The organism is Leeuwenhoekiella sp. MAR_2009_132 (assembly GCF_000687915.1).
GTDB lineage: Bacteria > Bacteroidota > Bacteroidia > Flavobacteriales > Flavobacteriaceae > Leeuwenhoekiella.
Window position 1 is genome coordinate 719288 of record NZ_JHZY01000004.1, and the last position, 16377, is coordinate 735664.

Below are 16377 nucleotides of genomic sequence, written 5' to 3' on the forward strand. Positions count from 1 at the left end.
AATTTACCCAAAACTGTAGGACTCTTTTACTATGCCACGATTACGTATCTATTTTATAATCGTACTCTTCACTTTAGTTTGCTCATGCAAACAAAATAATGAGATCTACAAACTATCACAAGTAACAAATTCTGGTGTTTTATTTAAAAACGAAATTAAAAGCACTCCAGAACTAAATATTTTAAATTACCTATACTTTTATAATGGAGCCGGAACTGCAATAGCAGATTTTAATAATGACGGTTTATTAGATATTTACTTTACAGGAAATCAAGTTGCAGATAAGCTGTATCTTAATACAGGAAATCTAACTTTTAAAGACATTTCTACAGAAGCCGGAATAAATCTGGAGAACACCTGGAATACAGGCGTAACCACTGTAGACATTAATCACGATGGCCTTTTAGATATTTACGTTTCTACTGTTAGTGGCCACCTCAATTTAAAAGGGCACAACAAACTTTTTATAAACCAGGGTTCACAAGAGGGCATTCCCTCATTTTTAGAAAAATCTGCTGAATATGGTATAGATTATACAGGGCTCTCTACGCAAGCCTCGTTCTTTGATTATGATTTAGACGGAGATCTCGATCTATACCTACTCAATCATTCGGTTCACCCAAACTCGAGTTACGGTCGCGCAGCTATACGCAATACTCAAGATAGCATTAATGGCGATCGTTTTTATATAAATAACAAAGGCAACTACCTAAACTACACAGAACAGGCCGGTATTTTATCCAGCAAAATAGGATATGGATTAGGCGTATCTGTAAGCGATTTAAATAACGACGGGTATCCTGATTTGTACATCGCAAATGATTTTTTTGAGAATGATTATCTCTATTTGAATCAAAAAGATGGAACTTTTAAAGAGTTAAATACCACTACAAAAATTCTTGGACATACTTCTCATTTCTCAATGGGTTCTGACATGGCAGACATCAACAACGACGGTCTATCAGATATTCTAAGTTTAGATATGCTTCCCGAAAAACTTGAAGTTTTAAAAGCTTCTGGTACTGAATACGCCTACCCTATTTATCAGAATCAGCTTAGAAACGGGTACGATTATGAGTTTATGCAAAATGCATTACAACTAAACCTGGGTAATAATCGCTTCTCAGAAATTGCTTTTCAAAGCGGTATCGCTGCTACAGAGTGGTCCTGGAGTCCGTTAATTGCAGACTTTGATAATGACGGATATAAAGACATTTACATCGCTAACGGAATTTTAGGTGCTACTAATGATATGGATTTTGTAAATTTTATTTCAAATGAAGCCATTCAAAAACGTCTGGGGAAAAATATGACCGAAAGAGAAATGGAATTCATCAAAAAAATCCCTAAAACTCATGTTACAAACTATGCTTATAAAAATACGGGAGGTTCTTCTTTTAAAGATGTGACTAAACAATGGACTTCATCAAAACCATCTTTTAGCAACGGTGCCTCGTATGCAGATTTAGACAATGATGGCGATCTCGATATCGTAGTCAATAATATCAATGAGGCAGCGTATATTTTAGAAAACAACACCGCTCAGTCTAAAGAAAACCAAAAAGGAATCAGCATTAGATTTAAAGGCAGTAAAGAGAACACATTTGGGATAGGTGCTAAAATAACCACCTTCGTAAATGGCACGATGCAGATCTTTGAGAATTATACAACACGTGGTTTTATGTCTGCAGTACCTCCATCAGTTTTTGTAGGTATGGGGAATTCAAAAAGTATAGACTCGCTTCAGATAATTTGGCCTTCAGGAAAAGTTCAAAAACTAAAGAATATTCAGATTAAGGAAACCATACTACTAAAAGAAGAAGATGCAATTCATACATCTACTTCAACAGCTCCTTTTCAATCTGAAATTCAACTAATAAATGTAGCATCAAAAATAGATTTTGTTCATAAAGACGGTAGTTCTATAGAGTTTAGCCGAGACGCATTAGTACCGTATGCCAATACGAATACCGGCCCACAGCTAAAAGCCGCAGATTTAAATAATGATGGTTTTGAAGATCTCATTATTTTAGGCGCTAAAGGACAGGAAACACAATTGTACTTTCAGAATAAAAAGGGTGACTTTGTCAAAAACAAGCTACCCGAAGCTGCAAAAGATGCAATTAATGAAGATACGGCAGTGGCCCTATTTGATGTGAATAATGATGGCTTAACAGATATACTTATCGCCAGTGGCGGAAACGAATTTACCACAGGAAAACCACTAACTCCCAGACTCTACTTAAATTCTGCTAATGGATATATTTTAAGTGAAAATGAATTTGATGGTCTTTATATTAATGCTTCTAAAATAAGTCCTGTAGATTTTGACAATGACAGTGATCTCGATTTTGCGATTACCAGCGATTTAGTTCCGCACGAGTTTGGCGCAACACCCAGCAGTTACCTTTTTATGAATGACGGTAAAGGTCATTTTAAAAATGCCACTGATAGCTTAGCGCCTGAGTTTTCAAATATCGGGAACGTAAAAGACCTTATTTGGGCAGATATTGACGGTAATGGCTATAACGATGCTTTAGTTTGTGGCCATTGGATGCCCATACAGATTTTTTTAAATGATGGAAAAAAATTAACCCTTCAGAAAAATTTAAGTCTTGATAAAACTAATGGTTTGTGGAATGCGCTAATTGCTGAAGATTTTGATAATGACGGTGACCTTGATTTTATTGCGGGTAATTGGGGACTTAACACCAGACTTACCGCTTCTTTAGAAAAACCGCTCAGTTTATACCGATATGATTTTGATGCAAATGGTAAGGTAGACCCGGTAACAACCTATTTTTATAAAGATACTGAAACGATATTGGCGACTAAAGATGAGATCGTAAAACAAATACCACCACTCAACAAGAAATTTCTTAGCTATCATGCCTTTGCACAAGCGCATATTGAAGATCTATTTTCAAAAGAAAAATTAAAAAAAGCTGATAAAAAGAAGGTGTTTACGCTAGAAACTACCTATTTTGAGAATACAGGAAATAGCACGTTTAAAGCTCATAAACTGCCTTTTATGACTCAAATCTCAAGCACGAAAGCGATATTTACAGATGACTTTAATGGCGATGGTTATAAAGATATTTTATTGCTGGGAAACGACAGCGAGATAAGTACACAACTAGGAAGACAAGATGCTTCCCACGGAATTTTTTTACTCAATAACGGTCAGGGTTCTTTTAATTATACCACGCAACATAATGTTGATATTAAAGGTGCCTCCCGCAGTATCACGCCTATTAAAATAAAGGACAGTTTATTTTATATTATAGGCAGAAATAATGAAAGTCCACTATTTTTAAGAAAAGAAAACTAAATGAGATTTTATAAAACCCTCTATATACTAAGTTTTAGTTTGCTGATAACCTCTTGCAAAAAAAATAAATCTGAGAACGAAGATTCACTTCCTGATACGCCTAAATTATTTAGTCTTTTAGATCCTTCTGAAACGGGTTTAGATTTTACTAACACCATAACAAACAGCAAAGACTTCAACATCTTTAAATACCGCAATTTCTATAATGGTGGTGGTGTTGCCATAGGTGACATCAATAATGATGGACTTGCAGATATCTATATGAGTGCAAATATGGGCGAGAACAAATTATTCTTAAACAAAGGTGAATTTAAATTTGAAGACATAACCGAAAAAGCCGGTGTGGCTGGTAACAAACCGTGGTCTACCGGTGTGGTAATGGCAGATGTTAACGGCGATGGCTTACTCGATATTTATGTAAGCAATGCGGGTAATATGAAGGGTGATAATCACGATAATGAACTGTATATAAATAATGGTGATTTAACATTTACAGAAAAAGCAACCCAATACAATCTTGCAAAATCTGGCTTTTCTACACAGGCAAGTTTTTTTGATTACGATAAAGATGGCGATCTGGATGTTTATATTTTAAACAACAGTAATGTTCCGGTAATTGGTTTAGGCTTTGCAGAACAAAGAAATACTCGTGCTGAAGACTGGGAGAACGTGCCCGATGTCTTTAGAGGGGTAGGTGATTTATTAATGCGTAATGATGGTGACACCTTTACAAATGTTAGTGAAGAGGCCGGTATTTACGGGAGTCTTATAGGTTTTGGTCTGGGAGTTATGATAACCGACATCAATAATGATTTATGGCCAGATATTTATATTTCTAATGATTTTTACGAGCGTGATTATTTATACATAAACCAAAAAGATGGCACTTTTAAAGAAGAAATAAAAAACTGGACGTCTCACCTGTCACTTTCTGCAATGGGTGTTGATATGGCAGATATAAATAATGATGGCCTTCAGGATATTTTTATTACAGATATGCTTCCCGAACCAGAAGAACGCGTCAAATCTGTTATGGAATTTGACAGTTACAATGTTTACAAACTAAAGCAGGGCAAAGACTTTTATCAGCAATTTATACAAAATACACTTCAGGTTAATAACGGAAACGGATCATTCTCAGAAATCGCCTATTACAGTGGTGTAGATGCCACAGACTGGAGCTGGGCAGGATTATTAGTTGATTTAGATAATGATGGCTACAGAGATATTTATGTGACTAATGGGATTAACCACGACTTAACAGACCTTGATTTTGTTGACTTTTTTGCTGACGAAATTATTCAGGATATGGCGCTAACCGGTAAACGACAGGCAATAGATTCTATAATTAATAAAATGCCTAAAAAACCCCTTTCTAATTATGCTTACCGAAACAAGAAAGATTTAACCTTCGAAAATGCCGCTAAAGAATGGGGATTAGACACCTTAAGCATGTCTAATGGTAGCGCTTACGCAGATTTAGATAATGACGGCGATCTGGATCTAGTGGTAAATAATGTAAATATGAAGTCTTTTGTTTTTCGCAATAATGCAGAAAAGGAGACAAAAAATCACTTCCTAAAAGTCAAATTTAAGGGTGGCGCTAAAAATCCGTTTGCGGTAGGGGCTTCAGTAAAACTGTATATTAAAGATCAAATCATTCTTCAGGAATTATATCCTGTACGCGGTTTTCAATCTTCGATGGAATACCCTATGACTATAGGTCTTGGTGGTGCGACAGTCGTAGATTCTATGCGCGTATTATGGCCTAACGATAAAACCCAATTTTTCACAGCATTAAAAGCAGATCAAACCTTAGAACTTGATCAGGCTGAAGCTTTAGAGACATTTATTCCACAGAAAATAAAAAAAACGAAAACTCTACTTACAGAACTTACCACGAGTAGTTTAAACAGTTCGCCAGAAAACGCTTATAATGATTTTGATTATGAGGGTATGATCTCTAAAAAACTGTCTGAAGAAGGTCCTGCGCTTGCCGTAGGTGACGTCAATGGTGACGGTAACGATGATGTTTACATTGGCGGCCCTAAAGGGGAGGCAGGAACACTATATCTGCATCAGGGTAAAGGGAAACTAGTTGCAAAAAATCAGCCGGTTTTTGATTTAGATGCTTTTTATGAGGATACTGCTGCAAGCTTTTTTGATGCAGATGGCGATGGCGATCAGGATTTACTAATAGCTTCAGGAGGCAATGAAGTGGGCAGAAAAGAAGTCTTTAAACCCAGACTTTACCTCAATGATGGCAAGGGGAATTTTACTAAATCTCCAGAAGAATTACCTTCAGCATTTCAAAATATGAGTGTTGTAGCTCCAGAGGATTTTGACGGCGACGGCGACATAGATGTATTTATAGGCTCTCGCAGTGTTGTAGGTGTTTATGGTATAGATCCTACTCATTTGTTTTTAGAAAACACCGGTAACGGTAAGTTTGTAAATGCTACAGAACGCCTTGCATACGACACTAAAGACGCAGGTATGATAACTGCAGCAATCTGGCTTGATGTAGATGGTGACTTTAAAAAAGACCTGATAACGGTTTCAGAATGGGGAAGCCCTATTATTTTTAAAAATTCAGGAAAACGCCTTTCAAAAGCTAAAAATGCACTGAGTAATCAAATGGGCTGGTGGAATACCATTGCAGCTGCAGATATTGATAATGATGGAGATATAGATCTTATATTAGGTAATGAAGGTCAAAATTTACATTATCTGCCTTCCGTAGAAAATCCGTTAGTGATGTATATAAATGACTTTGATAATAATGGTACCATAGAGCAAATCACAACGATTCGGAAAAATGGAAAAGACTATCCCATACATCAGAAAAAAGAAATTACAGCACAAATGAGTTCGCTTAAGAAGCAAAACCTTAAAGCTTCAGATTATGCAAAACGGTCAATAGACGGCATCTTTTCTGCGGAAAGTCTCAAGAATGCGATTAAAAAGACGGTTTCTCATTCACAGTCTATGATAGCTGTAAATGACGGCAAAGGTAATTTTACCCTAAAGCCACTACCCTATCAGGTACAATTATCCTGCGTTTGTGATATCATCACTGCAGATCTTAATAAAGATGGTTTGGCAGACTTAATTATGGCGGGTAACAATTTTGAGTTTAAACCACAATATTCTCAGTTAGATGCTAATTACGGTAGTGTTTTACTCAATGCTGGAAACACTAATTATAACTGGCAAAAATACAATGACAGTGGCTTCTTTATAAAAGGAGAAGTGAAACACCTTGCAAAATTTAAAGACAAAACAGGAAGCACCTATATTGTTGCGGCTATTAATAATGATAAACCAAAGATTTTTGAGTTAGATGAATAAATATATTCAGGCACTTTTACTTATTCCTGTTTTAATTTCGTGTTCAAAAGACCCGGAATTATTCACCAATCCCGATGTTGAAAAAGCAGGAATTACCTTCAAAAATACATTAACTGCAACCGAGGATATGAATATTCTCGACTACCTATATTTCTATAATGGTGGCGGTATCGCAGTGGGCGATATTAATAATGACGGCTTACAGGATATTTATTTTTCGGGGAATCAGGTAAAAAATGAGCTGTACTTAAATAAAGGGAATTTACAGTTTGAAAATATTACCGAAACGGCAGGTGTAGCCGGCAACAGCGACTGGAATACGGCTTCAGTGATGGGAGATGTAAACGGTGACGGCTTTCTCGATATTTATGTTTGTGCAGTTGTAGGACTTAATGGCCTAAACGGGCATAACGAACTTTTCATTAATAACGGCGATAATACGTTTACAGAAATGGCTGAGGCATATGGACTTGATGTAGATACATTTTCTTCATCGGCTGCATTTTTAGATTATGACTTAGATGGTGATTTAGATATCTATATTTTAAATCACGCTGTGCATACACAAAATTCTTTTGGTAAAGCCGAATTACGTTATGAACGCAATGCACAAACCGGTGATAAATTAATGCGAAATGACGGCGATCACTTTACAGATGTGAGTGAAGAAGCGGGAATTTATGGAGGTATAAATAGCTACGGACTTGGTATTGCAATTTCAGATTTTAACCTTGATGGTTACCCTGATATTTACATAGGAAACGATTTTCACGAGGATGATTATTACTACCTCAACAATGGAGACGGCACATTTACCGAAGATTTAAAAAATCACTTTGGGCATACCAGTAGATTTTCTATGGGAAGTGATGTTGCTGATTTAAATCACGATGGATGGCCAGATCTTATATCGTTAGATATGCTGCCTGAAGATGAGAACGTTCTAAAATCTTCTGAAGGTGATGATAACATTCAAACCCAGCGCCTACGTACAGATAAATACGGTTACCACTACCAGTTTACACGCAATATGCTTTACATAAACCGAGAAGGCGGTGCGTATCAAGAAACAGGATTATTAAGTGGTATTGCCGCTACAGACTGGAGCTGGAGTGCCCTTTTTGGCGATTACAATCAAGATATGCAGCAAGATTTATTCATCTCTAACGGCATACCTAAACGCCCTAATGATCTCGATTATATAAAATTTGTATCAAGTGATCAGATTCAAAATAAAATTAGCAATACCGGGCTCATAGATCAAAAAGCACTTAAAAAAATGCCAAGCGGTAAAACACACAATTATGTGTTTGAAGGTTCGGCAGATTTATATTTTAAAGACCGTTCTTCTAGCTGGATTGCAAATGATACGTTAGCATCAGGAGCAACCGCCTATGGAGATTTAGATAATGATGGCGACCTTGACCTCATCACAAACAATATCAATGCGTCTCCCACGCTGTATATAAATCAGACTAATGCCAAAGCAAACTATTTAAAAATTAAGCTTCAGAGTCCTACTCAAAACAACTTTGCAATAGGCGCAAAAGTCTATGCGTATGCTGGCGGCATAAAACAATACAAAGAATTGTACACTGTAAGAGGTTTTCAGGCATCTTCAGAACCGTTAATTCATTTTGGTTTAAATGATATTAAAAAGGTTGATTCTGTACGGGTAATCTGGCCAGACCGCACAACTCAAGTTCTCACTAATCTTGATGCAAATCAAACTTTAATTATAAAACCGAAAAATGCACTTGCGTTTAATTACAGTTCACTAATTAAAAAAAGAACCCCTTTATTTAAAGTAATTACAGACAGTATAGGCCTCGATTTTATACATCAAGAAGACGCGTATTCAGATTTTGATCGTGAGAAATTAATACCTTATCAACTGGGAGATCGAGGCCCTGCAGTGGCGGTAGGGGATCTTAATGGTGATGGTAAAGATGACATTTTCTTTGGCGGTTCTAAATTTATCCCTTCACAAGTATACCTTCAGCAAGATTCTACCTTTGTAAATACACGAAATCCTGCAATTCGAAAAGATTCTATTCTCGAAGAAGTTGTTGCCGTTATTGCAGACTTTAATAAAGACGGTAAAAACGATTTGTTCACCGGTACGGGCGGTGGTGATTTCTCTAATAAAGCAATACCACTACTCGATGCTTTATATTTAAATAAAGCTATGGGTTTTGAAAAAGCTTCTTTACCACAGCTTTTTGAAAACACATCGATTCTTGCTGTACATGATTATGATCAAGATGGTGATCTAGATGTTTTTGTGGGTTCACAAGGCATTACCGGTAGTTTTGGCAAATTACCTTCTTCTTACTTACTTGAAAATGACAAGGGAGTTTTCCGCGTAGCGCAAGAATTTAAAGAACTGGGGATGGTAACTGCAGCTATCTGGGATGATTTTGACGGTGATAATAAACAAGACCTTATTGTAACCGGTGAATGGATGGCTCCTGTTTTTCTGAAAAACAAAAACAACAAATTTAGCCCTGTTAATAACACTAAAGAAGACTTAGAAGGTCTTTGGCAAAGCCTTATCGCTTTTGATATAGACCACGATGGTGATATGGATTATGTACTGGGTAACTGGGGAGAAAACAGCAAATTTAAAGCCTCATCAGAATTCCCTATGATTATGTACTACAATGATTTTGATAAAAATGGGCAAACAGAAACGATTCTAGTTACTGAAAAAAACAAAAACTATTATCCCTTATTAGGTTTAGATGCACTCGCTTCTCAGGTGGTTAGTCTGCGTAAAAAATACAGTTCGTATAAAAGTTTTGCCGGCCAGACTATTGAGCAGATTCTTAGTGAAGAACAACTCAATACCAGTAAAAAATTAAAAGTAAGTACTTTAAAATCGGGGTATTTACGCAACGATTCAGGCTCATTTACATTTATTCCTTTTAATAGAGATTTTCAGGTTGCTCCTGTAATGACTTTTTGTAAATTCGATTTTGATAATGATGGTAATGATGAGCTACTTGCTGCCGGTAATTATTTTGGAGTACAACCCTTTCACGGTAGATTAGACAGCTTTACCGGTGCATTAATTAAAGATAATAACACCATCTATTCTGGTGAAAAACTGGGGTTAGATTTTGCTCAAAAATCAATTAGACAGCTCAATGTAATCTCGTTTAATACTAAAAAGTTTCTTATCGCTACTCCTAATAATGGCAAAACACAACTGTATCAATTAAGCCAAACAACCAAAAATTAGCTTTTGACTATGTTTAAAAAATCTATACTTCTATTATTTTCGGTGATAGTATTATTATCCTGTACAAGTGAAGAGAAACATATCGTTATCACTCCAGACGATTACAACAATGCTGTTGATAAAGTAACTGAAGTTATTATTCACGATATTTTCTCACCTCCCGTTGCTAGTCGTATATATGCCTATTCTAATATTGCAGCCTACGAGATTCTTGCTCAGAATAATGCAGAATATACCTCACTGGCAGGTAAACTTAACAATTTACCTGAGGCGCCTAAACCAGATTCTACAGCTGTTGTAAATTATGATCTGGCAGCACTTATCGCTCAAATGGAAATCGCTAAAACCCTTATTTTTTCTGAAGAACGCATTACAGATATAAGAGATAGCCTATATATCAAATGGGAGAATCAAAATCCTACGGAGCTTGCTGCTTCTAAAGCTTATGCCCTTAAGGTTACAGATCATATTAAAGCCTGGATGGATGGAGATAACTATAAGCAAACCCGTACTATGCCTAAATTTTCGGTAAATCCTGATAACCCATCCCGCTGGCAACCTACTCCTCCTGCATATATGGATGGTATAGAACCTCACTGGATGAAAATTAGAACCTTTGTTATTGATTCTGCATCTCAATTCAAACCCATTCCCCCACCAGAATTTTCTATGGAAAAAGATTCTGAGTTCTACAAACAACTCATTGAAGTTTATGATGTGCGTAATGCAATGACTGAAGAAGGTGATGCGTCAGAAAAAATGGCTATTGCTCAATTTTGGGATTGTAACCCATACGTTTCTACCCACAAAGGACATCTGATGTTTGCAACTAAAAAAATCACTCCCGGCGGTCACTGGATCGGGATTGTAAAAATTGCAACTAAAAAAATGGATGCCGATTTGATGGAAACCGTTTACGCTTATACAAAGACTTCTATTGCACTCTTTGATGGCTTTATAAGCTGTTGGGACGAGAAGTACAGAAGTAACCTTATACGTCCTGAAACATTAATTAATCAATACATTGATGATGGGTGGGCTCCGGTATTGCAAACACCCCCTTTTCCTGAGTACAGTAGTGGTCACTCTGTTGTATCTGGTGCCGCCGCAGAAGTTCTAACCGAAATTTATGGTGACGATTTTAGCTTTGACGATGATACAGAAACCCCTTACGGTTTACCGGTGCGCAGTTTTAAATCATTTAGATCTGCATCTAGCGAAGCTGCCTTAAGCAGACTTTATGGAGGTATTCATTATAGAGCAGCTATTGAAGAAGGTCTTAAACAAGGCCGCGAAATAGGTCGCTTTATCGTTCAGAAATTAAATCTTAAAGCAGATACCGCACAAGCCGCAAACTAGGGTATGAAAAAATTAATTTTTGTAATTACTACGTTATTGTTAGTTGCTCTAGGTTGGTATTTATTTCTAAAACCCAGCGATTTTACGATTAGCTTTAAAGTAGAAACCACTCCCGGTACTGTGATACAATCTGTAAAAGCGTGGGATCTAAGTTTAGATAACAGTAAGATAATAGCTCAATACAATTTTGATGCTCTGGTGCAGCAGCGAAATATTGACGGCTCAACTGTAAATTACACCTATCGGTTTTATGCCGTTAATGATTCTATAACTAAGGTTAGTGTGGGTATAAAAGATCTTGACAATAGCATCTATAACAAACTCACAATCCCTTTTGCAAATACAGATTTTGAAAAGAAAAGTGCTAAAGAAATAAATGCATTTTATACGATTTTAAAGCAGCACCTTAGTGAACTAAAAATTAAAATTACAGGTATTGAAAATACACCATCTACTTATTGTGCATACATTCCGTTAAAAGGTTTACAAATAGAAAAAGCAAAAGGAATGATGCAAAACTATGGGTATATAGGAGATATACTTGCTGCTGGTAATGTAACTTTTAATGGTCCGCCATTTGTAGAAATTACAAATTGGGATATTAAAACAGACAGTATATCGTATAATTTCTGTTTTCCTATAATTAAATCTGACAGCCTCCCGCAAGCGAAAGATATTCGTTATAAACAATTACAAAAAACCGAAGCTATTCACGCTGTGTATAATGGTAATTACATAACTTCAGACAGAGCCTGGTACGCTCTTATGGCTTATGCTAAACGAAATAATATAGCAATAGAGCAAAAACCCTTAGAAGTTTTCTTTAATAACCCAAATATGGGCGGCAATGAATTAGATTGGAAAGCAGACATCTATATGCCTTTAAAAAAAGACACGCTCAACTAGATAATCTTGTGGGTAATTATTAACAACTTCAATTTAAAAAGTCAAACGTTAGTTTTAGACCTTGAATAACCATTGTAGTCCCTATAATGGCAATTATTAACCCCATTATTTTACCTATTACTGAAATAACATTATCCCCTATTTTTGCAGCAATAAAATCGCTTAAGCTAAAAGTTATATAGGTTAGAACACACATAAGTCCAAAAATTAAAATCACCAACCCTATATTTACATAGGTAGCATTTGATGTGAAATTCATCGCTGTTACGATAGTACCGGGCCCGGCAAGAATAGGGATTGCCAAAGGTGACACCGCAATATTCTCATCAAAATTAGTTTCTTTTAAATGCTTAACTCCAGACTTTCTTGACTGAAGCATATCAAATCCTACGTAAAAAATAAGTAACCCACCGGTAATCTTAAATGCAGGAATGGTGATGCCAAAGAGTTGAAAAATAAATTTACCCAGCACCACAAACACTGCTATAATTATAAATGCAACTAGAATTGCTTTTTTATTAACCTTTTGTTTTTCAGCTTTGCTGGCACCCTCGGTTAACGATAAAAATATAGGAATATTAGATAGCGGATTCATAATAGCAAAAAAGCCTGTAAATACCGAAATGCAATATGTTAATAGGTCACTCATAAAGCTATTTTTAAAATAGGTAAACCTATTATTTAATTTCTAAATTTAACTGTTTTCCTTCGGCCTGGGCTTTTTTATCTTTTTGCACACCTACAGCAATACCTATGGCCATACCTATAGGCAAGCCTATTCCTAAGAGTCCCATATTTCCTAAAGCCGCACCTAAAGCGACACCTAAGGGAATCCCAAAAACCGACATTCCCAGAACAAGCCAGAGGTTTCTGTAATGATTTATAGGAACTATATCGGTTTCTTTCTTTACTACTTTTAATATATGCCCTTGAGAGGTTCTCAATAAACTATACAATTGCTTATCTGAATAATCTTTCCCATTAATATGATCTACTTCTTTATTTATAGATTGAATAACAAACTCCGGCAACTCCCTTTCATTTAAAACATCTAACAACTCTTTAAATTGAATGATTTGCTTTTTGTGTTTGCCTTCTTCAGAGTTGGCTCTTGTATTTAGGGAGTTTATTTTCATCAATAGAATTTAATTTAAATCTAACAAAAAACCCTGTAAATTGAATATTTACAGGGTTTTTCTAATTTATTAATCTTGATTTTTAAACTTCAGTAGGCTGTCCTGAGCTTACTTTAACCTCTTTACCGTTAAGTAATATCGTTAAGTCTGAACCTTTATCTAAACTGAAAACATGCTTTCCTTTAGACACAGCTACTTTTAAAATCTGCCCTCTAAAATTCAATTTAAATGAAAAACCATCCCACGCATTTGGCATTTTAGGATCAAAGGATAGCATATCATTTTTAATTCGCATACCTCCAAAACCTTCTACAACACTCATCCACGTTCCTGCCATACTGGTAATATGAAGACCTTCGTGCACTTCTTTGTTATAGTCATCAAGATCAAGACGTGAGGTTCTCAAATAAAACTCATAAGCCTGATCCATCTGATCTAATTTTGCAGCTTGTATTGCGTGAACACAGGGGCTCAAAGAAGATTCATGAACGGTAAAAGGCTCATAAAAATCAAAGTGTTTTTTAAGTTCCTCTTGTGTAAAGTGATCTTCAAAAACATAAAAACCTTGTAATGTATCTGCCTGTTTAATGTATGGTGATCTTAAAATACGATCCCAGCTCCATTTTTGATTTATAGGTCGTTCAGATTTTGAAAGATCTGCTACGGTAACTAACTCTTTATCTAAGAAACCATCTTGTTGTAAGTAGATTCCGTTTTCTTCTGAAAAGGGCAAATACATTTTTTCTGAAACGTCTGTCCAGGTATTTAATTCGTCATTAGAAACGTTTGTCTTTTCAGCAATTCTTTTATAATCTGAACTGTACTCTTTAGATACTTTTTTAACCTGCTCTGCGGCATATTTTAAACACCACTTCGCTAGATAATTTGTATAAAAGTTATTGTTTACATTATTTTCATATTCGTTAGGACCGGTAACACCCAAAATCACAAACTGCTCTTTTTTAGCAGACCAGGTTGCGCGTTGTTTCCAGAAACGAGCTACAGCGATAATCACCTCTAAACCTTTTTCTGGAATGTAACTATAATCTCCTGTGTAGCGTACATAATTGCTTATCGCAAAAATCATAGCACCATTACGGTGTATCTCTTCAAAAGTGATTTCCCACTCATTATGACACTCTTCCCCGTTCATAGTCACCATAGGGTACAGCGCCGCACCATCTTTAAACCCTAATTTCTGGGCGTTTTCTATCGCTTTTTCAAGATGCTGGTAACGGTAGGTTAACAGGTTACGCGCTACCTGCTGGTCTTTCGTTGCCATATAAAAAGGAAGGCAATATGCTTCTGTATCCCAATAGGTAGAACCCCCATATTTCTCACCGGTAAAGCCTTTAGGCCCTATATTAAGACGTGCATCTTTACCTAAATAGGTTTGATTTAATTGAAATATATTAAATCGAATTCCCTGCTGTGCTTTTACATCACCGTCTATCACAATATCTGCCATAGACCAGATTTCTGCCCAGTCTTCCTTTTGCTTAGTAAGTAAGTTTTTAAAACCTTTGTCTAAAGCAATATCTAATACAGCTGTTGCAGCACTCTTAAGTGAATCTTTATCGTGATTTAAAGATGTAATATATCCCGCATATTTCTGAATTGCAAAAGTCTCGCCTTCGCGAATATCAGTCTCGTAAACGTGACCTATATACGTTTCGGTCTTATTAGTTTTAAGAGTTAATGAAATCTCTTTGCCGTCTACGGTAAAGGTGTTTGACATTGCGGTACACACGTGAAAAAGCGTTTTCATAGTGTGTGCGGTAATAAAAGCCTTATTCCCTTGTTCTTCTACACTTAGCGTGTTCCAAAATTTATCATCCCAGTTGGTGTCTTCATTAGTAATGCCGCTATCTAAATACGGTTCATAACTAATGCTCACATCTTTATTTAACGGCGTTACTTCATAATTTATAGCTCCCAGTTCATCATGCTCCAGACTTAAAAAGCGTTTAGAATTCACTTTTAAACGAGTCCCATTTTGAAGTTCTGCTTCAAAACTTCTGCCTAACCAACCTTCTTTCATATTAAGCTCCCGTCTAAAGTCTTTTACACTTTTTACGGTATTTAGATCTAAAGATTCCCCATCAACAAGAACTTTTATTCCTATCCAACTGGGTGCGTTAAGTACTTTAGCAAAATATTCAGGATAGCCATTTTTCCACCAGCCTACTCGTGTTTTATCGGGGTAATAAACACCACCTATATAACTTCCCTGAAAGGTTTTCCCACTGTATTCTTCTTCAAAATTAGCACGTTGCCCCATGGCACCGTTGCCTATACTAAATAAGCTTTCTGATGATTTTACATGCTCTTTTTCAAATCCTTCTTCTAAAATTGCCCACGGTGCGGGTATGATATAATCTTGATTCATGGTATTAAGCGTTGATTAGTTGGTCTAAAAATTGGGTATTGATTTCGGTAAAATCTTTAAATATATAGTCTGCTTCGTATAGTGTTTCTGCATCACCTATTCCTACACTCACCATATTTACTTTATTTGCAGCCTGTATGCCGGCAATAGAATCTTCAAAAACAATGGTGTCTTTAAAATCTACCTCAAGTTCTTCTGCTCCTATTGTAAAAACCTCAGGATCTGGTTTGGCTTTTTCTACGTGATTGCCATCTACAATAAAATCAAACATATCATAAAGCCCTACACGTTTTAATATAGGTTGTGCATTTTTGCTTGCAGATCCTAATGCCATTGGTATATTTCTTTCTTTTAAATAGTTGAGAACATCAAGAACACCCGGTAAAATATCTGCTTTGGTCATTTTTTCTATATAACCTAAGTATTCTGCATTCTTAGAAGTTAGCCACACGTCTTTTTCTTCCTGAGTAGCTTTTCTCTTTCCTATTTCAAGTAATATTTCTAAAGAGCGTACACGGCTTACACCTTTAAAACGCTCATTTTGTTCTTCAGTAAATTCAAAACCCAGATCATTTGCAAGTGACTTCCATGCTAAATAATGAAAGCCTGCTGTATCTACAATTACACCATCAAGATCGAATATAAATCCTTTTTTACTCAT

Annotated in this window: 9 protein-coding genes; 5 read left to right on the forward strand and 4 right to left on the reverse strand. The window is 36.0% G+C overall.

Annotation, left to right across the window (positions count from 1 at the left end; genetic code table 11):
- Positions 1 to 31 precede the first annotated feature (31 nt).
- The 5 genes from P164_RS11540 to P164_RS11560 are packed head-to-tail and all read left to right on the forward strand — an operon-like array spanning position 32 to position 12191.
- Positions 32 to 3331, forward strand: a complete 3300-nt coding sequence (locus tag P164_RS11540) for a VCBS repeat-containing protein (RefSeq protein WP_028376534.1) — start codon at positions 32 to 34, stop codon at positions 3329 to 3331.
- Positions 3332 to 6682: a VCBS repeat-containing protein gene (locus P164_RS11545; protein ID WP_028376535.1), complete on the forward strand. Its 3351-nt coding sequence runs from the start codon at positions 3332 to 3334 to the stop codon at positions 6680 to 6682.
- On the forward strand, positions 6675 to 9926 hold the full coding sequence (locus P164_RS11550) for a VCBS repeat-containing protein (RefSeq protein WP_028376536.1): 3252 nt from the start codon (positions 6675 to 6677) through the stop codon (positions 9924 to 9926). The genes P164_RS11545 and P164_RS11550 overlap by 8 nt, the downstream gene beginning before the upstream one ends.
- A gap of 9 nt (positions 9927 to 9935) precedes the next feature.
- Positions 9936 to 11285 (forward strand): vanadium-dependent haloperoxidase, encoded by a 1350-nt coding sequence (locus P164_RS11555; RefSeq protein ID WP_028376537.1) that lies wholly within the window; start codon positions 9936 to 9938, stop codon positions 11283 to 11285.
- A gap of 3 nt (positions 11286 to 11288) precedes the next feature.
- Positions 11289 to 12191 carry a GyrI-like domain-containing protein gene (locus tag P164_RS11560; protein WP_028376538.1) on the forward strand — a complete coding sequence of 301 codons (903 nt, stop codon included), beginning with the start codon at positions 11289 to 11291 and terminating at the stop codon, positions 12189 to 12191.
- Between the two features lie 28 nt (positions 12192 to 12219).
- On the opposite strand, the gene P164_RS11565 is transcribed toward P164_RS11560, so the two are convergent.
- From P164_RS11565 to pgmB, 4 genes are all read right to left on the reverse strand, one after another.
- Positions 12220 to 12840 (reverse strand): MarC family protein, encoded by a 621-nt coding sequence (locus tag P164_RS11565; RefSeq protein ID WP_028376539.1) that lies wholly within the window; start codon positions 12838 to 12840, stop codon positions 12220 to 12222.
- Positions 12841 to 12868: 28 nt separating this feature from the next.
- Entirely contained in the window at positions 12869 to 13327 is a 459-nt protein-coding gene (locus tag P164_RS11570; protein ID WP_028376540.1) for a hypothetical protein, read from the reverse strand.
- 82 nt (positions 13328 to 13409) lie between these two features.
- A complete protein-coding gene (locus P164_RS11575) occupies positions 13410 to 15716 on the reverse strand; it encodes a glycoside hydrolase family 65 protein (protein WP_028376541.1) in 2307 nt (768 codons plus the stop codon).
- Between the two features lie 4 nt (positions 15717 to 15720).
- Positions 15721 to 16377, reverse strand: a complete 657-nt coding sequence (gene pgmB, locus P164_RS11580) for a beta-phosphoglucomutase (protein WP_028376542.1) — start codon at positions 16375 to 16377, stop codon at positions 15721 to 15723.